Source organism: Enterobacter sp. RIT418 (genome assembly GCF_003057745.1).
In the GTDB taxonomy this organism is placed as follows: domain Bacteria; phylum Pseudomonadota; class Gammaproteobacteria; order Enterobacterales; family Enterobacteriaceae; genus Enterobacter.
The window spans coordinates 112,111-129,456 of sequence record NZ_QBJD02000013.1; the positions used below are offsets into that span (position 1 = coordinate 112,111).

Below are 17,346 nucleotides of genomic sequence, written 5' to 3' on the forward strand. Positions count from 1 at the left end.
TCCCTCTCCCCTCCGGGGAGAGGGTCAGGGTGAGGGGGAAAATATGACCACTGAACAACACCAGGAAATCCTCCGCACAGAGGGCTTAAGCAAATTCTTCCCCGGCGTAAAGGCGCTGGATAACGTCGATTTCAGCCTGCGGCGCGGCGAGATCATGGCGCTCCTCGGGGAAAACGGCGCGGGGAAATCGACGCTAATTAAAGCGCTGACCGGCGTCTACCACGCCGATCGCGGCACCATCTGGCTGGAAGGTAACGCCATTTCGCCAAAAAATACCGCCCACGCGCAGCAGCTGGGCATCGGGACGGTGTACCAGGAGGTAAACCTGCTGCCCAATATGTCGGTGGCGGATAACCTGTTTATCGGACGCGAGCCAAGGCGCTTCGGCCTGCTGCGGCGTAAGGAGATGGAAGCGCGCGCCACGGCGCTGATGGAATCTTACGGCTTCTCGCTCGACGTGCGCGAGCCGCTGAACCGCTTTTCGGTGGCGATGCAGCAGATTGTCGCTATCTGTCGCGCCATCGATCTCTCGGCGAAGGTGCTGATCCTCGATGAACCCACCGCCAGCCTCGATACCCAGGAAGTGGAAATGCTCTTTACCCTGATGCGCCGGCTGCGCGATCGGGGCGTTAGCCTGATCTTCGTCACCCATTTCCTCGATCAGGTCTACGCGGTGAGCGATCGCATTACGGTGCTGCGCAACGGCTGCTTCGTCGGCTGCCGCGAAACCCGCGAGCTGCCGCAGATCGAGCTGGTCAAAATGATGCTCGGCCGCGAGCTGGAAACCAACGCGCTCCAGCGCGCGGGCCGCACGCTGCTGAGCGATAAGCCGGTCGCCGCGTTCAGCGGCTACGGCAAAAAAGGAACGATCGCGCCGTTCGATCTGGCGGTCCGCCCCGGCGAAATCGTCGGCCTGGCGGGCCTGCTGGGATCGGGCCGGACCGAAACCGCCGAGGTGATCTTCGGGATCAAGCCTGCCGACAGCGGCAGCGCGCTGATCAAAGGCAAACCGCAAACCCTGCGATCGCCGCATCAGGCGTCGTGCCTGGGCGTCGGCTTCTGCCCGGAGGATCGCAAAACGGACGGCATTATCGCCGCCGCCTCGGTGCGGGAAAATATCATTCTGGCGCTGCAGGCCCAGCGCGGCTGGCTGCGCCCGATCCCCAGACGCGAGCAAAACGCCATCGCCGAGCGCTTTATCCGCCAGCTCGGCATTCGCACGCCGAGCGCGGAGCAGCCGATTGAGTTTCTCTCCGGCGGGAATCAGCAGAAGGTGCTGCTTTCCCGCTGGCTGCTCACCAAACCGCAGTTCCTGATCCTCGACGAGCCGACGCGCGGCATCGACGTGGGGGCGCACGCGGAGATTATCCGCCTGATCGAAACGCTCTGCGCGGACGGGCTGGCGCTGCTGGTGATCTCGTCCGAGCTGGAGGAGCTGGTGGGTTATGCCGATCGCGTCATCATCATGCGCGATCGCAAACAGGTGGCAGAGATCCCGCTGGATAAGCTGTCGGTTCCGGCGATCATGAATGCCATCGCGGCATAAGGAGTTAATGGTGATGCCCCGATCCCTTTCGCAAACCGGCGAGGCAAAGCGTCGCTTCCGCTGGCCAACCGGCACGCCGCAGCTCGCGGCGCTGCTGCTGGTGCTGCTTGTCGATAGCCTCGTTGCGCCGCACTTTTTCCAGATTGTGGTTCAGGACGGGCGTCTGTTCGGCAGCCCGATCGATATCTTAAACCGCGCGGCTCCCGTCGCGCTGCTGGCGATCGGCATGACGCTGGTGATTGCCACCGGTGGGATCGACCTCTCCGTGGGGGCGATCATGGCGATTGCCGGTGCGACCGCCGCCTCGATGACCGTCGCCGGGCATAGCCTGCCGATGGTGCTGCTGGCGGCGCTTGGAACGGGCGTGCTGGCCGGATTATGGAACGGCATTCTGGTGGCGGTGCTTAAGATCCAGCCGTTCGTCGCCACCCTGATATTAATGGTCGCCGGGCGCGGCGTCGCGCAGCTGATCACCTCCGGGCAGATCGTCACCTTCAACTCGCCGAGCCTGGCGTGGATCGGCAGCGGCAGGCTGTTCTTCTTCCCTACGCCGGTAATCATTGCCCTGGCCACGCTGGTGGTCTTCTGGCTGTTCACCCGCAAAACGGCGCTGGGCATGTTTATCGAAGCGGTGGGGATCAACATTCGGGCGGCGAAAAACGCCGGGGTCAACACGCGGCTGATGGTCATGCTCACCTACGTGCTGAGCGGCGTCTGCGCCGCCATCGCGGGGGTGATTGTGGCGGCCGACATTCGCGGCGCGGACGCCAACAACGCCGGGCTGTGGCTTGAGCTGGACGCTATTCTGGCGGTGGTGATCGGCGGCGGCTCGCTGATGGGCGGACGCTTTAACCTGCTGCTGTCGGTGGTGGGCGCGCTGATTATCCAGGGCATGAACACCGGGATCTTGCTCTCCGGCTTCCAGCCGGAGCTTAATCAGGTGGTAAAAGCGGTGGTCGTGCTCTGCGTGCTGATCGTGCAATCGCCGCGCTTTGTCAGCATCATCAAGGGGATACGCGCTCATGATAAAACGTAATTTACCGTTAACCATCACGCTGGGCGTGTTTGTGCTGGGCTATCTGTACTGTTTAACCCACTTCCCCGGCTTCGCCTCTACGCGCGTGATCTGCAACATTCTGACGGACAACGCCTTTCTCGGCATCATCGCCGTCGGCATGACCTTCGTGATCCTCTCCGGCGGAATCGATCTCTCGGTTGGCTCGGTTATCGCGTTTACCGGCGTGTTCCTCGCCAAGGCGATTGGCTTCTGGGGCATTTCGCCGCTGCTGGCCTTCCCGCTGGTGCTGGTGATGGGCTGCGCCTTTGGCGCCTTTATGGGGCTGCTGATCGACGCGCTCAAAATCCCGGCGTTTATCATTACCCTCGCGGGGATGTTCTTCCTGCGCGGCGTGAGCTATCTGGTGTCGGAGGAGTCGATCCCCATTAACCACCCGGTCTACGACACGCTCTCCAGCCTGGCGTGGAAAATTCCCGGCGGCGGGCGCCTCAGTGCGATGGGCCTGCTGATGCTCGGGGTGGTGGTGATCGGCATTTTCCTCGCCCACCGCACCCGCTTTGGCAACCAGGTGTACGCCATCGGCGGCAGCGCGACGTCGGCGAACCTGATGGGGATCTCGACCCGCAGCACGACGATCCGCATCTACATGCTCTCGACCGGCCTGGCGACGCTGGCGGGGATTGTCTTCTCCATTTATACCCAGGCGGGCTACGCGCTGGCGGGCGTCGGCGTGGAGCTGGATGCGATCGCCTCCGTGGTGATTGGCGGCACGCTGCTCAGCGGCGGGGTGGGCACGGTGCTTGGCACGCTGTTCGGCGTGGCGATCCAGGGGCTGATCCAGACCTACATCAACTTCGACGGGACGCTCAGCTCGTGGTGGACAAAAATCGCCATCGGTATCCTGCTGTTTATTTTCATCGCGCTGCAGCGCGGCCTGACCGTGCTTTGGGAGAATCGGCAGAGCTCGCCCGTCACGCGCGTATAAATATTCTCCGGTAGCGGCCGATACTCTTTCTTTATGCCCAGAAATATCTCGCTACCGGAAATAACATCATGCTTAAAACGCTATCGATTCGTACCGGCTTGCTTTCGTTACTGGCCGTTATGACCCTTCTGCTGCTGATCGTCAGCGGCATCGGCATTTATGCCCTCACCCAGAGTTCCGCTTCGCTCCAGCGCATCAACCACCTCCAGGGTGAGCAAATGGTGCAGCTGAATTCAGGCTACACGCTTCTCCTGCGCGCCCGCAACGAGGCCGGACAGGCCGTTCGCATGATGGAGATCGGCCTGCTGGACGATGCCACCCGATCGGTGAAGAACATCAATCAGGAGGTTGGCCAGGCGCAGAAAACGCTTAAGCGCGTGATCGACGGCGGCGTGGCGGACGAGCAGGGGCAAGCGCTGCTCGATAAGGTGGCGGCGAGCCTCGCGGCCTATAGCCAGCAGGGGATTAACCCGATGCTGAAGGCCCTTAACGAGCAGAGCGCGGACGGTTACTACGACCTGCTGGAGAATATGCTGATCCCGGTGGCCAGGCAGTTTGACAACGACATGCAGGCGTTTCAGGCCTGGAGCGAGGCGCGCGGCAGGGCGGAAGTAAGCGCCGTGCAGTCGAGTAAAACCCGGGTGCTGATCCTCATCGTGGTGGCGGCGCTGCTCACGGCGGGCATCATCGTGCTGGCCTGGCTGGCGCTGCGCCATATGCTGCTCAGGCCGCTGTCGGCCTCTATTACGCAGCTCGAACATGTGGCCGCGGGGGATTTGACCCAGACGCTCAACGCCCCGGCAAGCCAGGAGTTTAACCGCCTGAACGCGGCGATAGAGGAGATGCGTCAGTCGCTGATGGGGTCGGTTCTGCGCGTTCGCGACGCCAGCTCGCAGATTGATACCGGCAGCCGCGAACTCACGGCGGGGAATGTGCATCTGGCCCAGCGCACGGAGTCTACCGCCACCTCGCTTGAGCAGACGGCGGCCAGCATGGAGGAGATCACCGCCACGGTGAAGCTCAACGCGGACAACGCCGAGCAGGCGCACAAGCTGGCGAAGTCGGTCTCCGATACCGCCGACCACGGCAGCGAGATGGTCTGCTACGTGATTGAGAAGATGCGCGATATCTCCGGCAGTTCGGCGCGCATCGCCGACATCCTGAGCGTGATTGACGGAATCGCCTTCCAGACCAACATTCTGGCGCTGAACGCCTCCGTCGAAGCGGCGCGCGCGGGCGAGCAGGGGCGCGGCTTCGCCGTCGTCGCGGGCGAAGTGCGAAACCTTGCCAGCCGCAGCGCCGATGCCGCAAAAGAGATCCGCGCGCTGATTAGCGATTCGCAAACCCACGTCACCGAGGGCAGCGAGCTGGCCCAGCAGGCGGGTGAGACGATGGATGAAATTGCCACCGAAGTGCTGCGCATGACCAAACTGATGCGCGAAATTGCCACCGCTTCCCAGGAGCAGAGCCGCGGCATTGAGCAGGTGAACATCGCGGTGAATCAGATGGACGAAACCGCCCAGCAAAACGCGGCGCTGGTTCAGCAATCCTCCGCGGCAACGCGCTCGCTGGAAGCGCAGTCGCGCGAGCTGATGGAGGCCATGGCTTCGTTTAAGCTGACGGCGCAAACCGCCTGATGGAAAAGAAAAGGGGAGCCGGGCGGCTCCCCTGAGGAACTGCGTTACGCGTCAGGGTATTCGCGGATCATGCGCTCAACGTCTTCGACCATGTGGTCATTGCCGACGAAGAACGAGCGGCGCTGGTGCAGGCTTTCCGGCACGATGTCCAGAATGCGCTGCTTGCCGTCGCTCGCCTTGCCGCCCGCCTGCTCGGCGAGGAATGCCATCGGGTTGCATTCGTACAGCAGGCGCAGCTTGCCTTCCGGGTGGCTGGCGGTGCTTGGATAGAGGTAGATACCGCCCTTCAGCAGGTTGCGGTGGAAATCCGCGACCAGCGAGCCAATGTAGCGGGAGGTGTACGGACGCTGGGTGGCCTTATCTTCTTCCTGGCAGAACTTGATGTACTTCTTCACGCCGTTCGGGAAGCGGATGTAGTTGCCTTCGTTAATGGAGTAGGTATTGCCTTTCTGCGGGAAGCGCATGCGTTCCTGGCTGAGGCAGAACACGCCCAGCGACGGGTCGTAGGTAAAGGCGTGAACGCCGCAGCCGGTGGTGTACACCAGCATGGTGGACGAACCGTATACCACGTAGCCTGCGGCAACCTGCTTGCTGCCCGGCTGGAGGAAATCTTCTTCCGTGACCGGCGTGCCGACCGGGGTCACGCGGCGGTAGATAGAGAAAATGGTCCCGACGGAGACGTTAACGTCGATGTTGGAAGAACCATCCAGTGGGTCCATCAGCACGACATATTTTGCGTGCTCACACCCTTCGAATACGACGATTTCGTCTTCTTCTTCAGAGGCGATGCCCGCCACGATGTCGCGCGCGCGCAGTGCAGCTTTGAGTTTTTCATTGGCGAACAGGTCGAGTTTCTGCTGAACCTCGCCCTGCACGTTTTCGGCACCGCTGGCACCCAGGATATCGACCAGCCCGGCCTTGTTGATATCGCGGTGGATGATCTTAGCGCCCAGCTTTATTGCCGACAGCAAAGCAGTGAGCTCACCGGTAGCATGAGAGAACTCGTGCTGCTTTTCGACAATAAATTCACCTAACGTTTTCATAACACTTTCCCTGCATCTTATGTGAGTAGAGCGATCGTATGTTCACTAAAACGACTGAAGCCCAACAATCTTAACAAATATTCAAATAGTAGCGCAGAGGTGAATCGCGCCAGCAAAATACGGATTTACCTGAAATGCGTTTCACACCCGCGAACATGTGAGTAAAATGTGCGCCACATTAAAGAAGGATAGTGACGTATGCGCATTCATATATTGGGGATTTGTGGCACGTTTATGGGCGGACTGGCACTGCTGGCGCGTTCTTTGGGCCACGAGGTGACAGGTTCGGACGCCAATGTGTATCCGCCAATGAGCACGCTGCTGGAGAAAGAGGGGATCTCCCTGATTCAGGGTTACGATGCCGGCCAGCTGGACCCGCAGCCGGACCTGGTCATCATTGGCAACGCCATGACCCGCGGTAACCCGTGCGTTGAGGCGGTGCTGGAGCGCAACATTCCGTACATGTCCGGCCCGCAGTGGCTGCATGATTTTGTGCTGCGCGACCGCTGGGTGCTGGCCGTGGCCGGTACGCACGGCAAAACGACGACCGCCGGCATGGCGACCTGGATCCTGGAAGCCTGCGGCTATAAGCCTGGCTTCGTGATTGGCGGCGTGCCGGGCAACTTCGACGTCTCTGCGCGGCTTGGCGATAGCCCGTTCTTCGTGATCGAAGCGGACGAATACGACTGCGCGTTCTTCGACAAGCGCTCCAAGTTCGTGCATTACTGCCCGCGCACGCTGATCCTCAACAACCTTGAGTTCGATCACGCGGACATCTTTGACGACCTGAAAGCCATTCAGAAGCAGTTCCACCACCTGGTGCGCATCGTGCCGGGGCAGGGGCGCATCATCTACCCGGAAAACGACATCAACCTGAAGCAAACCCTGGCGATGGGCTGCTGGAGCGAGCAGGAGCTGGTGGGCGAGCAGGGCCACTGGCAGGCGAAAAAGCTGAATGCGGACGCCTCCGAGTGGGAAGTGCTGCTCGACGGTGAAAAAGTGGGTGAGGTGAAGTGGGCGCTGGTCGGCGAACACAACATGCATAACGGCCTGATGGCGATTGCCGCCGCGCGTCACGTGGGGGTTCTTCCTGCGGATGCCGCCAGCGCGCTGGGCTCGTTCATCAACGCCCGCCGCCGCCTGGAGCTGCGCGGTGAAGCCAACGGCGTGACGGTGTATGACGATTTTGCGCACCACCCGACGGCGATCCTCGCGACGCTTGCCGCGCTGCGCGGAAAGGTCGGCGGAACGGCGCGGATTCTGGCCGTGCTGGAGCCGCGTTCCAACACCATGAAGATGGGCATCTGCAAAGACGATCTTGCGCCGTCGTTAGGGCGTGCGGATGAGGTCTTCCTGCTGCAGCCGCAGCATATTCCGTGGCAGGTGGCGGAAGTGGCCGACGCCTGCGTACAGCCTGCGCACTGGAGTGCGGACGTGGATGTCTTAGCGGATATGGTGGTGAAAGCCGCGCAGCCGGGTGATCACATTCTGGTGATGAGCAACGGCGGCTTTGGTGGGATCCATCAGAAGCTGCTGGACGGCCTGGCGAAGAAGGCGGCAGCGGCAGCGTAGTTTTTTCCCCTCACCCTAACCCTCTCCCAAAGGGAGAGGGGATTTTATCCTCCCTCTCCCTTTGGGAGAGGGCCGGGGTGAGGGAAACCGACGAGATTACTCTTCGTTCTCCGCCAGCTCGCGCAGGTACTGGAAAATCAGACGCGCGGATTTCGGCGGCTTATTCCCTTCTTTCTCTTTCTTCGCGTTGCGGATCAGCGAACGCAGCTGCTGGCGGTCTGCGTCTGGCCACAGGTTCAGCACTTCCGGCACGGCATCATCACCCTGTTCAATCAGGCGATCGCGAATTTGCTCCAGCTTGTGGAACAGCGCAACCTGCTGGTTGTGGCGGTTTTTCAGCTTGTCCAGCGCCTGGCGGATCGGCTCAACGTCGCGCTGACGCAGCATTTTCCCGATAAGCTGAAGCTGGCGACGACGGCCTTCTTTTTTGATTTTCTGTGCCAGTTCAATGGCATCACGCAGATCCTGGTCGAGCGGGATCTTATCCAGCGCGTTTTTACCCAGTTCTACCATTTCCGCGCCAAGCTGTTTTAACTCTTCGGCGTCACGTTTAATTTCACTTTTACTGACCCAGATGATCTCATCATCTTCGTCTTCGATGTCATCACCGGGAACGTCGTCGAGCCAGTCTTCGGGCTGCTTAGTCATGTCAGGCTCCTTAAAAAAAGAGGCTAATGTTACCAGTTAAGACGCGCACTGAAAAACGGTTCTCTGTTAGACTTCAGATAACTCTCTCTTACAGTATGGCATTTGCGATGAAAGTAACCTCCCAAGTTGAAGCGCAGCGTAAGATCCTTGAAGAAGCTGTCTCCACCGCGCTGACGCTCGCTTCAGGCAAATCAGATGGCGCCGAAGTGGCGGTCAGCAAAACCACCGGCATTAGCGTGAGCACCCGCTATGGCGAAGTGGAAAACGTCGAATTTAACAGCGACGGCGCGCTGGGGATTACCGTCTATCACCAGAACCGCAAAGGCAGCGCGTCATCAACCGATCTCAGCCCGGATGCGATTGCCCGTACGGTACAGGCCGCGCTGGATATCGCCCGCTACACCTCGCCCGACCCTTACGCGGGCGTGGCGGACAAAGATCTGCTGGCCTTTGACGCCCCGGATCTCGATCTTTTCCATCCGGCGGAAGTGACCCCGGATGAAGCCATTGAAATGGCCGCGCGCGCCGAGCAGGCTTCCCTGCAGGCCGACAAGCGCATCACCAATACCGAAGGCGGCAGCTTTAATAGCCACTACGGCATCAAGGTATTTGGCAATAGCCACGGCATGCTGCAGGGCTACTGCTCTACGCGCCACTCGCTCTCCAGCTGCGTGATTGCGGAAGAAAATGGCGATATGGAGCGTGATTACGCCTACACCATTGGCCGCGCGCTGGGCGATTTGCAGTCTCCGGAGTGGGTCGGTAAAGAGTGTGCCGAACGCACGCTGTCGCGCCTTTCTCCGCGCAAGCTCTCCACCATGAAGGCGCCGGTCATTTTTGCCAATGAGGTGGCGACCGGCCTGTTCGGTCACCTGGTCGGCGCCATCGCGGGCGGCTCGGTTTACCGTAAATCGACCTTCCTCCTCGACTCGCTGGGTAAGCAGATCCTGCCGGAATGGCTGACCATTGAAGAACATCCGCACCTGCTGAAAGGCCTGGCCTCCACGCCGTTCGACAGCGAAGGCGTGCGCACGGAGCGTCGCGATATCATCAAAGACGGCATCCTGACGCAGTGGCTGCTCACCAACTACTCCGCGCGCAAGCTGGGACTGAAAAGCACCGGCCATGCGGGCGGTATCCACAACTGGCGCATCGCCGGGCAGGGCCTCAACTTTGAGCAGATGCTGAAGGAGATGGGCACCGGGCTGGTGGTCACCGAGCTGATGGGCCAGGGCGTAAGCGGCATTACCGGGGACTACTCGCGCGGCGCGGCGGGCTTCTGGGTGGAAAACGGTGAAATTCAGTATCCGGTGAGCGAAATAACCATCGCCGGCAACCTGAAGGACATGTGGCGCAACATCGTTACGGTCGGTAACGATATTGAAACACGTAGCAATATACAGTGTGGTTCTGTACTTCTGCCCGAAATGAAAATTGCGGGTCAATAGCGATAGCGTTTTGTTAATAATAAAAAAGGAAGTGAGCAATGCGTAAACATCTGTTAGCGATCGTCGCAGCTTCAACGCTGGTTCTAGGCTCTACTGCGTTTGCCGCCGATCTTGAAGACAACATGGACATCCTCAGTCAAAACCTGAAGGTGGTGCAGAAAACGGACAATGCGGCGGAAATGAAAGACGCATTGACCAAAATGCGTGAAGCGGCGCTGGACGCGCAAAAAGCGACGCCGCCGAAGCTGGAAAGCAAAGCGCCGGACAGCCCTGAAATGAAGGACTTCCGCCACGGTTTTGACGTGCTGGTGGGCCAGATCGACGGCGCGCTGAAGCTGGCCAACGAAGGCAAAGTGAAGGAAGCCCAGGCGGCAGCCGACCAGTTTGTCGCCACGCGCAATACCTACCACAAAAAGTATCGTTAACAGATCGCGCATCTGATACACATCCAGCGGGAGCCAGCGGCTCCCGTTTTTTTGCCTGGTGATAAGTAAACCCTATCGCCATCACATTTTTGCATTACCACGCCTGAACGTTTTCATTCGCATCCTGCGCGTTTCACCGCGTGAATGCGTGATATTCATCACGCAAATACAGCGTTTTATCCACATTCAACGTTTTTATGTGGCACAGATCACTACCGCGGCTCGCCTTTCCACTTCGAAGTGGAAAACAACTCGCTACAAACATTGCGCGCCCAACGTTAGTTTTATTCCAGAGCCATTAACGGGGTAAGACCAGTGATTAACGGAGCGGTAATGAACGACGTTGGGGAACAGGCGGTGCAAACAGAACAGCTCGCGACCACCATGCTGCAGCAGGTCTATGCCCTGCTGGCCGGGCATAACATCATCCCCAATGCGGTACAGGAACAAATGCTCACCTCTCACGTTCGCGCAATGGCGCACCGGTCCGTGACCGGCGAGCCGCTGCCGGAGGTTGAAGCGGATCTGTTCGACGAAATTTCACCTGATTCAATGCAACTCGCCCGTGAAGTGGTGGCGCAGTTTGGCAACCTTCCTGATGAAGAAGCCTGGCTGCTCTCCGTTCACTTTGAAGTCGCGAAAGACAACCTTTAAGGAGCAACACATGGAACAAATTACAGTCGTGATTGGCGATCGCCTGGGTAAAGGTCAGAAAGTGGCTGCCGGTGTCGAAAAAGCAGGTGGACGCGCGGTTGTCGTGCCGGGCGTGGCCGCGGATATGAAGCTTGGCGACGTGATGAAAGCGGAAAACGCCACCTTCGGCATCTCCTTCTGCGGCAGCGGCGGCGCGGGCGCAATCACGGCGCAAACCAAGTATGGCTACAAGGCCAAATACGGCATGCGCTCCGTGGACGAGGGCGTCACCGCCATCAACGAAGGCTGCAACGTGCTGGGCTTCGGCTTTATGGATAAAGAAGAGCTGGGCGAGCGTCTGGTGCAGGCGTGGCAGAAGAAGCACGGCGCGTAAGCATGAAAGAACAATTCACAACCACGGTGAGAGTGAAGGGGAAGGGCGACGCCAAAGCGCGCGCCTTTGCCGACGCGCTCAACCACGTTCAGGCCGCGGTGATGAAAGCCTCACCGCATATCTTACTGCGTATTGAGCCACAGGATGTGCAGGTCGTTCAGGCGCAAGAAGCGGTGCGCAAAGAAGCCTTTCTGTTCTTCTTTTTGCGCCGGGAAAGACGCACCTACAGCGTGGAGCTGGATGTGACCGTCAACGTGACCGCCATCAATCTCGACCGGGTGGATTTCGTCACGCAACGCTGATTCTTACTACATAGGGCAGACTAATGTTCCTGATAATATTAATAAAATCGCTCATCATCGGCGGCCTGGTTGGCGTCGGCGTTGGGGCCGGGGCTGCACGCATGTTTCATGCGCCTACCACACAGGGTATGGGCGCGTTTCGTACGTTGGGGGAACTGAACTCCTGCGAAGGGGACCCGGCCTCTCACTTCTCCTTTGGGCTGGGCTTCTTCTTTAACGCCTGGGCGTCATCCGTGGCCGCGGGGGCGTTCACGCAGGACGTTGACCACCGCATCATCCCGAACTGGGGCGCCGCGGCGCTGATGATCAAGAACCGTAACGTCGGCGAAACGCTGCACGACCCGCGCAAAATGGCGATTGCCTGCGGCATCATCGGCATGCTGGTTGTCACCTTCCTGAACCTTACCGCCTCCTCCGTGCCGGCCGCGCTTCAGGTCACCGCCGTGAAGGTGCTGGTGCCCGCAGCAAACCTGCTGGTGAACACCGTGATGCCGGTGATCTTCTGGCTGGCGGCCATCGACGCGGGTAAAAAATCCGGCTTCTGGGCCACCGTGTTTGGCGGCGCGGCGCAGCTGATCATGGGTAACGCCGTACCGGGCCTGGTGCTGGGGATCCTGATTGGTAAAGGCGTGGAAGAGAGCGGCTGGAACCACGTGACCAAAGTGATGATGGCGGCGATTGTTCTGCTGTTCGTCCTGAGCGGCTTCTTCCGCGGCTTCGACATGAAGATGATCGAATCCTTCCATCTGACCGTGCCGAACTGGCTCGACATGATCCACAACTCGCTCAGCGGTAAATAACAGGAGCCTCTAAATGGAACAGAATAAAGGTTTTTGGTATGCCGACTGGTCGTTCCCGATCTTCGTTGGCCTGCTCTCCTCCGGCGTGTTCGCCGGGACGCACATGTACTACCTGTACGGCATCGGCGCGTTTAACGAAGTGGCCTTCGTGGCGATGCTGAAAGCGGGGATGGATACCGGCGTGTACGGCGCGGTGGCGGCGTTCGGCGCGAGCTTCCTGTTCGCCCGCATCATCGAAGGCTCGCTGGTCGGTATTCTGGATATCGGCGGCGCGATCCAGACCGGCGTGGGCTTAGGCGTTCCGGCGCTGCTGCTGGGCGCGGGCATTATGTTCCCGGTGACCAACTTCATTGCCGCGCTGATTACCGGCCTGGTGATTGGCCTGGCGATTGGCTACGTCATCATCCTGGCGCGTAAGTTCACCATCAACCAGAGCAACTCCACCTACGGCGCGGACGTGATGATGGGCGCGGGCAACGCCTCCGGCCGCTTCCTCGGGCCGCTGATTATCCTCAGCGCCATGACCGCCTCCATTCCGATCGGCGTGGGGTCACTGCTGGGCGCGCTGCTGTTCTACATCTGGCAGAAGCCGATTACCGGCGGCGCGATCCTCGGCGCCATGCTGTTAGGCTGGCTGTTCCCGGTCGCCCTTTAACACCTGCGGGCGCTGCGGCGCCCGCCTTACCAGGAGAACCCCATGTTTGATTTACTCCTGCGCCGCGCGCGCCTCTCCGACGATACCCTGACCGATATCGCCATTCAGGACGGGAAAATCGCGGCGCTGGGCGAGATTAACGCACCCGCCCGTAAAACGGTTGAGCTAAACGGCGACGTGTTCGTCAGCGCAGGCTGGATCGACTCCCACGTTCACTGCTACCCGAACTCCCCGATTTACCACGACGAGCCGGACAGCGTCGGCATCGCTACCGGCGTCACCACCGTAGTGGACGCGGGCAGCACGGGGGCTGACGACGTCGACGATTTCTACGCGATGACCCGCAAAGCCGCGACGGAGGTGTACGCGCTGCTGAACATCTCCCGCGTGGGGCTGATTGCCCAGAACGAGCTGGCCAACATGGTGAACGTCGATGCGGGCGCGGTGAAGCAGGCGGTGAAGCGCCACCCTGATTTTATCGTCGGCCTGAAGGCGCGCATGAGCAGCAGCGTGGTCGGCGAGAACGGCATTGCGCCGCTGGAACACGCGAAAGCCATTCAGAAAGAAAACGGCGATCTGCCGCTGATGGTGCACATCGGCAACAACCCGCCGAACCTCGACGAAATCGCCGAGCTGCTGAGCTCCGGCGACATCATCACCCACTGCTATAACGGCAAGCCGAACCGCATCCTGACGCCGTCCGGCGAGCTGCGGGCGTCCATCACCTCCGCCCTGAAGCGCGGCGTGCGTCTGGACGTCGGCCACGGCACCGCGAGCTTCAGCTTTGAGGTGGCGAAACGCGCCATCGCGATGGGTATTCTGCCGCACACCATCAGCTCGGATATCTACTGCCGCAACCGCATCAACGGCCCGGTAGGCAGCCTGGCGAGCGTGATGTCGAAGTTTCTCGCCATCGGCATGTCGCTGCCGCAGGTGATTGAGTGCGTCACCGCGAACGCCGCCGACGGCCTGCGCCTGGCGCGCAAAGGGCGCATCGCGCCGGGCCTCGACGCCGACCTGACGCTGTTCACGCTGAAGCGCCAGCCAACGCTGCTGACGGACGCTGAAAACGACAGCCTGCAGGCTGAACACATTCTGGTGCCGCTTGCCGCGATCCGCGCGGGCAAGGGCTACATGACCGAACAAGGGAGCACGGAACATGCCTTCGATTTATGAGAAGTATCACTTAAAGCAGGTTATCAACACCTCGGGCCGCATGACGGCGCTGGGCGTCTCCACGCCGCGCCCGGAGGTGGTGCAGGCGGCGATGGACGGCATGAACCACTACTTCGAGATGAAGGACCTGGTCAACAAAACCGGGGAGTACATCGCGAAGCTGCTGGACGTGGAAGGCGCTACGGTGGTTTCCTGCGCCTCGGCGGGTATCGCGCAATCCGTGGCGGCGGTCCTGGTCAAAGACAGCGACTGGCTGCTGGAAAACCTGCACGTCACCCCGATTGAGAACAACGAAATCGTGCTGCCGAAAGGCCACAACGTTAACTTTGGCGCGCCGGTCGGCACCATGGTGGTGCTGGGCGGCGGCAGGCTGGTGGAGGCCGGTTACGCCAACGAGTGTTCTGCCGACCAGCTGGCGGCGGCCATCACCCCGCGCACGGCGGCGATCCTCTACATTAAATCTCACCACTGCGTGCAAAAAAGCATGCTCAGCGTCGAGCAGGCGGCGGTCGTGGCGCGCAAGCACGATCTGCCGCTGATCGTCGACGCGGCGGCGGAAGAAGATCTGCACGCCTACTACCGCTCCGGCGCGGATCTGGTGATCTACAGCGGCGCGAAGGCGATCGAAGGGCCAACCAGCGGGCTGGTGATCGGCAGAACCCAGTACGTTGAGTGGGTGAAGCGCCAGACGGCGGGCATAGGCCGCGCGATGAAGGTGGGCAAAGAGGGGATCCTCGGCCTGACCTGCGCCATCGAACATTACCTGACGGCGACCAAGGAGAGCGGGGCGGAGATGGTGGCGAAGATGACGCCGTTTATCGACGCGCTCAACACCCTGAACGGCGTTACCGCGCGGGTGGTCTGGGACAGCGCCGGGCGCGATATTGCGCGTACCGAGATTAAGTTTGACGAAGCCGCGACCGGCGTAGGCACCGGTGACCTGGTGAATAAGCTCAAGCAGGGCGAATACGCCATTTACTTCCGCGGCTACAAGGCTAACGAAGGGATTATCGAAGCGGACGTGCGCAGCGTGAACGCTGACCAGCTGAACATCGTGTACCGCCGCATTAGCGAAGTATTAGGCCAGGAGAAAAAGGCATGAAACTGACCCCGAATTTTTACCGCGACCGCGTCTGCCTGAACGTGCTGGCAGGCTCAAAAGCCAACGCCAGCGCCATCTACGAGGCGGCGGAGGGCCACGTGCTGGTGGGCGTGCTGTCCAAAAACTACCCGGACGTCGCAAGCGCGGTTGCCGACATGCGCGAGTACGCGCAGCTGATTGATAACGCGCTCTCCGTAGGCCTGGGCGCGGGCGATCCGAACCAGTCGGCGATGGTGAGCGAGATCTCCCGCCAGGTGCAGCCGCAGCACGTGAATCAGGTCTTCACCGGCGTGGCGACCAGCCGCGCGCTGCTGGGGCAGAGCGAATCGGTCGTCAATGGCCTGGTCTCGCCAACCGGCACCGTCGGCATGGTGAAAATCTCCACCGGTCCGCTGAGCAGCGCGGCACCGGACGGTATCGTCCCGGTGGAAACGGCGATTGCCCTGCTGAAGGATTTCGGCGGCAGCTCGATCAAATACTTCCCGATGGGCGGCCTGAAGTGTCGTGACGAATACAAAGCCGTGGCGGAAGCCTGCGCGCGTCACGACTTCTGGCTGGAGCCGACCGGCGGTATCGATCTGGAAAACTACGAGGAGATCCTGCAGATCGCCCTCGACGCGGGCGTGAGCAAAATTATTCCGCATATTTACAGCTCGATTATCGACAAGGCCAGCGGCGACACGCGCCCGGAAGACGTGCGCACGCTGCTGGCGATGACGAAGAAGCTGGTTAAGTAATAAAACCTTACCCCTCACCCCGGCCCTCTCCCCAAAGGGGAGAGGGTTAGGGTGAGGGGAACAAACCGCACACCCACAGGAGCCACTATGCACACCCGTAACCTGCTCGTCGCTTCACTCTCTCTACTTGCTACCGCCGCCGTCGCGCAAACCCAATACGCCTGGGTCGGCACCTATAATCCGAACGGCGAAGGGCTGTACCGCTTTACCGTCGACCCGCGCACCGGCGCGCTGGGCAATAAAACGCTGGTCAGCAAGCTGCCGAACGCCGCGCAGCTTGCCGCCTCTCACGATGGCAAAACGCTGTACGTGGCAAGCGAGGTGGAGCAGGGCGTGGTGCAGGCGCTGCGCGTGGGGGATAACGGCGATCTCAGCGAGCTTAACCAGGTTTCATCCGGCGGCGCGGGCCCGGTTTACCTGTCGCTGACGCCGAACGGCAAGCATCTGCTGGTGGCGAACTACGTCAGCGGTTCGATTGCCGTTCTGCCGGTCAACGCGGACGGCAGCCTGGGGGATGCTACGGATAAACATCAGGATCGGGGCGAACCGGGCGCGGCGAAGCCGGCAGCCGCTGCGGAGGGCAGCTTTGCCATCAGCGATCACAACGGCCCCCACGCGCACATGATCGCCGCCGATCCGAGCGGGAAGTACGTGTTTTCCACCGATCTGGGGTTAGATCGCATCTATCAGTATCGGTTTGACGATCGAACCGGGAAGCTGACGCCGAACGATCCGCCGTTTATCCGCGCCTCGTCGAAGGGCGCCGGTCCGCGCCACTTTGTCTTCACGCCGAAAGGCGACGCGCTGTGGCTGATCAACGAAGAGGCCTCAACGCTGACGCACTATACCGTGGCGGCAAACGGCACGCTGAAGGAGGGCAAAAGCCTCTCTGCGCTGCCGGAAGGGTACAAAGGCACCAGCTTTGCCGCCGGTCTGGCGTTAAGCGCGGACGGCAGGCAGCTGTATGTGGCTAATCGTTTGCATAACAGCATCGGGCACTTTACCGTAACGACGGACGGCACGCTGACTCACCGGGACGACGTCTGGACGCGCGGGGATTATCCACGCACGCTAACGCTGGATAAACAGGGGCGCTGGCTGTACGTCATGAACCAGCGCAGCGACAACATTACCCGCTTTCGCGTGGCGCAGGACGGGAAGCTGAGCGTTGAGCCGGACTATACGCCGGTCGGCAGTCCATCCCAGATGGTTATTTCACCCTAAG

Annotated in this window: 18 protein-coding genes; 16 read left to right on the forward strand and 2 right to left on the reverse strand. The window is 60.6% G+C overall.

Annotated features, from left to right (window positions below; all coding sequences use genetic code 11):
* The first annotated feature begins 43 nt into the window (after positions 1-43).
* The 4 genes from ytfR to DBY73_RS15955 all read left to right on the forward strand — a co-directional run bounded on the left by ytfR (position 44) and on the right by DBY73_RS15955 (position 5,186).
* Entirely contained in the window at positions 44-1,546 is a 1,503-nt protein-coding gene (gene ytfR, locus DBY73_RS15940; RefSeq protein WP_112012046.1) for a galactofuranose ABC transporter, ATP-binding protein YtfR, read from the forward strand.
* A gap of 10 nt (positions 1,547-1,556) precedes the next feature.
* Positions 1,557-2,582: a galactofuranose ABC transporter, ATP-binding protein YtfT gene (gene ytfT, locus DBY73_RS15945; protein ID WP_181573249.1), complete on the forward strand. Its 1,026-nt coding sequence runs from the start codon at positions 1,557-1,559 to the stop codon at positions 2,580-2,582.
* Positions 2,569-3,549 (forward strand): galactofuranose ABC transporter, permease protein YjfF, encoded by a 981-nt coding sequence (gene yjfF, locus DBY73_RS15950; RefSeq protein WP_112012047.1) that lies wholly within the window; start codon positions 2,569-2,571, stop codon positions 3,547-3,549. The genes ytfT and yjfF overlap by 14 nt, the downstream gene beginning before the upstream one ends.
* Before the next feature lie 68 nt (positions 3,550-3,617).
* Positions 3,618-5,186, forward strand: coding sequence for a methyl-accepting chemotaxis protein (locus tag DBY73_RS15955; RefSeq protein ID WP_112012048.1), 1,569 nt, complete (start codon positions 3,618-3,620; stop codon positions 5,184-5,186).
* 44 nt (positions 5,187-5,230) lie between these two features.
* On the opposite strand, the gene fbp is transcribed toward DBY73_RS15955, so the two are convergent.
* Positions 5,231-6,229, reverse strand: a complete 999-nt coding sequence (gene fbp, locus DBY73_RS15960) for a class 1 fructose-bisphosphatase (protein WP_112012049.1) — start codon at positions 6,227-6,229, stop codon at positions 5,231-5,233.
* Positions 6,230-6,427: 198 nt separating this feature from the next.
* On the opposite strand from fbp, the gene mpl reads away from it, so the two are divergent.
* The gene (mpl, locus tag DBY73_RS15965) at positions 6,428-7,801 is read left to right on the forward strand and encodes a UDP-N-acetylmuramate:L-alanyl-gamma-D-glutamyl-meso-diaminopimelate ligase (protein ID WP_112012050.1); all 1,374 of its coding nucleotides are present in this window, start codon (positions 6,428-6,430) and stop codon (positions 7,799-7,801) included.
* A gap of 96 nt (positions 7,802-7,897) precedes the next feature.
* Here the strand turns inward: mpl and yjgA are convergent, their stop codons facing one another.
* On the reverse strand, positions 7,898-8,449 hold the full coding sequence (yjgA, locus tag DBY73_RS15970; protein ID WP_112012051.1) for a ribosome biogenesis factor YjgA: 552 nt from the start codon (positions 8,447-8,449) through the stop codon (positions 7,898-7,900).
* A 95-nt stretch (positions 8,450-8,544) separates the two neighbouring features.
* Here yjgA and pmbA point away from each other — a divergent pair, with 95 nt between their 5' ends.
* The 11 genes from pmbA (at position 8,545) to DBY73_RS16025 (ending at position 17,345) form a co-directional block, all read left to right on the forward strand.
* The gene (gene pmbA / locus DBY73_RS15975) at positions 8,545-9,897 is read left to right on the forward strand and encodes a metalloprotease PmbA (protein WP_112012052.1); all 1,353 of its coding nucleotides are present in this window, start codon (positions 8,545-8,547) and stop codon (positions 9,895-9,897) included.
* A gap of 38 nt (positions 9,898-9,935) precedes the next feature.
* Positions 9,936-10,322, forward strand: coding sequence for a cytochrome b562 (cybC, locus tag DBY73_RS15980; protein ID WP_112012053.1), 387 nt, complete (start codon positions 9,936-9,938; stop codon positions 10,320-10,322).
* Between the two features lie 315 nt (positions 10,323-10,637).
* Positions 10,638-10,976, forward strand: a complete 339-nt coding sequence (locus tag DBY73_RS15985; RefSeq protein ID WP_112012054.1) for a glycine dehydrogenase — start codon at positions 10,638-10,640, stop codon at positions 10,974-10,976.
* 10 nt (positions 10,977-10,986) lie between these two features.
* Positions 10,987-11,349 carry an SFCGS family glycine-rich protein gene (locus tag DBY73_RS15990; protein ID WP_003830384.1) on the forward strand — a complete coding sequence of 121 codons (363 nt, stop codon included), beginning with the start codon at positions 10,987-10,989 and terminating at the stop codon, positions 11,347-11,349.
* A 2-nt stretch (positions 11,350-11,351) separates the two neighbouring features.
* Complete coding sequence (locus DBY73_RS15995) at positions 11,352-11,651, forward strand: DUF4312 family protein (protein ID WP_008501409.1); 300 nt, start codon at positions 11,352-11,354, stop codon at positions 11,649-11,651.
* 23 nt (positions 11,652-11,674) lie between these two features.
* A complete protein-coding gene (locus tag DBY73_RS16000; protein WP_112012055.1) occupies positions 11,675-12,451 on the forward strand; it encodes a DUF4311 domain-containing protein in 777 nt (258 codons plus the stop codon).
* A gap of 13 nt (positions 12,452-12,464) precedes the next feature.
* Positions 12,465-13,106 carry a DUF4310 family protein gene (locus DBY73_RS16005; RefSeq protein ID WP_006179056.1) on the forward strand — a complete coding sequence of 214 codons (642 nt, stop codon included), beginning with the start codon at positions 12,465-12,467 and terminating at the stop codon, positions 13,104-13,106.
* Between the two features lie 42 nt (positions 13,107-13,148).
* Positions 13,149-14,282, forward strand: coding sequence for an amidohydrolase/deacetylase family metallohydrolase (locus DBY73_RS16010; RefSeq protein ID WP_112012056.1), 1,134 nt, complete (start codon positions 13,149-13,151; stop codon positions 14,280-14,282).
* On the forward strand, positions 14,266-15,384 hold the full coding sequence (locus tag DBY73_RS16015) for a DgaE family pyridoxal phosphate-dependent ammonia lyase (RefSeq protein ID WP_112012057.1): 1,119 nt from the start codon (positions 14,266-14,268) through the stop codon (positions 15,382-15,384). Before DBY73_RS16010 ends, DBY73_RS16015 begins: the two co-directional genes overlap by 17 nt.
* Positions 15,381-16,121, forward strand: a complete 741-nt coding sequence (locus DBY73_RS16020; protein ID WP_112012058.1) for a KDGP aldolase family protein — start codon at positions 15,381-15,383, stop codon at positions 16,119-16,121. Before DBY73_RS16015 ends, DBY73_RS16020 begins: the two co-directional genes overlap by 4 nt.
* Before the next feature lie 87 nt (positions 16,122-16,208).
* On the forward strand, positions 16,209-17,345 hold the full coding sequence (locus DBY73_RS16025; protein ID WP_112012059.1) for a lactonase family protein: 1,137 nt from the start codon (positions 16,209-16,211) through the stop codon (positions 17,343-17,345).
* Position 17,346 lies beyond the last annotated feature (1 nt).

What these genes read in the sequence shown, in the direction of transcription:
- fbp (WP_112012049.1), bottom strand. Translation starts at nt 6,229, where the DNA reads ATGAAAACGTTAGGTGAATTTATTGTCGAAAAGCAGCACGAGTTCTCT.
- DBY73_RS16005 (WP_006179056.1), top strand. Translation starts at nt 12,465, where the DNA reads ATGGAACAGAATAAAGGTTTTTGGTATGCCGACTGGTCGTTCCCGATC.
- ytfR (WP_112012046.1), top strand. Translation starts at nt 44, where the DNA reads ATGACCACTGAACAACACCAGGAAATCCTCCGCACAGAGGGCTTAAGC.
- DBY73_RS16000 (WP_112012055.1), top strand. Translation starts at nt 11,675, where the DNA reads ATGTTCCTGATAATATTAATAAAATCGCTCATCATCGGCGGCCTGGTT.
- DBY73_RS16025 (WP_112012059.1), top strand. Translation starts at nt 16,209, where the DNA reads ATGCACACCCGTAACCTGCTCGTCGCTTCACTCTCTCTACTTGCTACC.
- DBY73_RS15955 (WP_112012048.1), top strand. Translation starts at nt 3,618, where the DNA reads ATGCTTAAAACGCTATCGATTCGTACCGGCTTGCTTTCGTTACTGGCC.
- DBY73_RS16015 (WP_112012057.1), top strand. Translation starts at nt 14,266, where the DNA reads ATGCCTTCGATTTATGAGAAGTATCACTTAAAGCAGGTTATCAACACC.
- mpl (WP_112012050.1), top strand. Translation starts at nt 6,428, where the DNA reads ATGCGCATTCATATATTGGGGATTTGTGGCACGTTTATGGGCGGACTG.
- DBY73_RS16020 (WP_112012058.1), top strand. Translation starts at nt 15,381, where the DNA reads ATGAAACTGACCCCGAATTTTTACCGCGACCGCGTCTGCCTGAACGTG.
- DBY73_RS16010 (WP_112012056.1), top strand. Translation starts at nt 13,149, where the DNA reads ATGTTTGATTTACTCCTGCGCCGCGCGCGCCTCTCCGACGATACCCTG.
- cybC (WP_112012053.1), top strand. Translation starts at nt 9,936, where the DNA reads ATGCGTAAACATCTGTTAGCGATCGTCGCAGCTTCAACGCTGGTTCTA.
- DBY73_RS15990 (WP_003830384.1), top strand. Translation starts at nt 10,987, where the DNA reads ATGGAACAAATTACAGTCGTGATTGGCGATCGCCTGGGTAAAGGTCAG.
- DBY73_RS15995 (WP_008501409.1), top strand. Translation starts at nt 11,352, where the DNA reads ATGAAAGAACAATTCACAACCACGGTGAGAGTGAAGGGGAAGGGCGAC.
- pmbA (WP_112012052.1), top strand. Translation starts at nt 8,545, where the DNA reads ATGGCATTTGCGATGAAAGTAACCTCCCAAGTTGAAGCGCAGCGTAAG.
- yjfF (WP_112012047.1), top strand. Translation starts at nt 2,569, where the DNA reads ATGATAAAACGTAATTTACCGTTAACCATCACGCTGGGCGTGTTTGTG.
- yjgA (WP_112012051.1), bottom strand. Translation starts at nt 8,449, where the DNA reads ATGACTAAGCAGCCCGAAGACTGGCTCGACGACGTTCCCGGTGATGAC.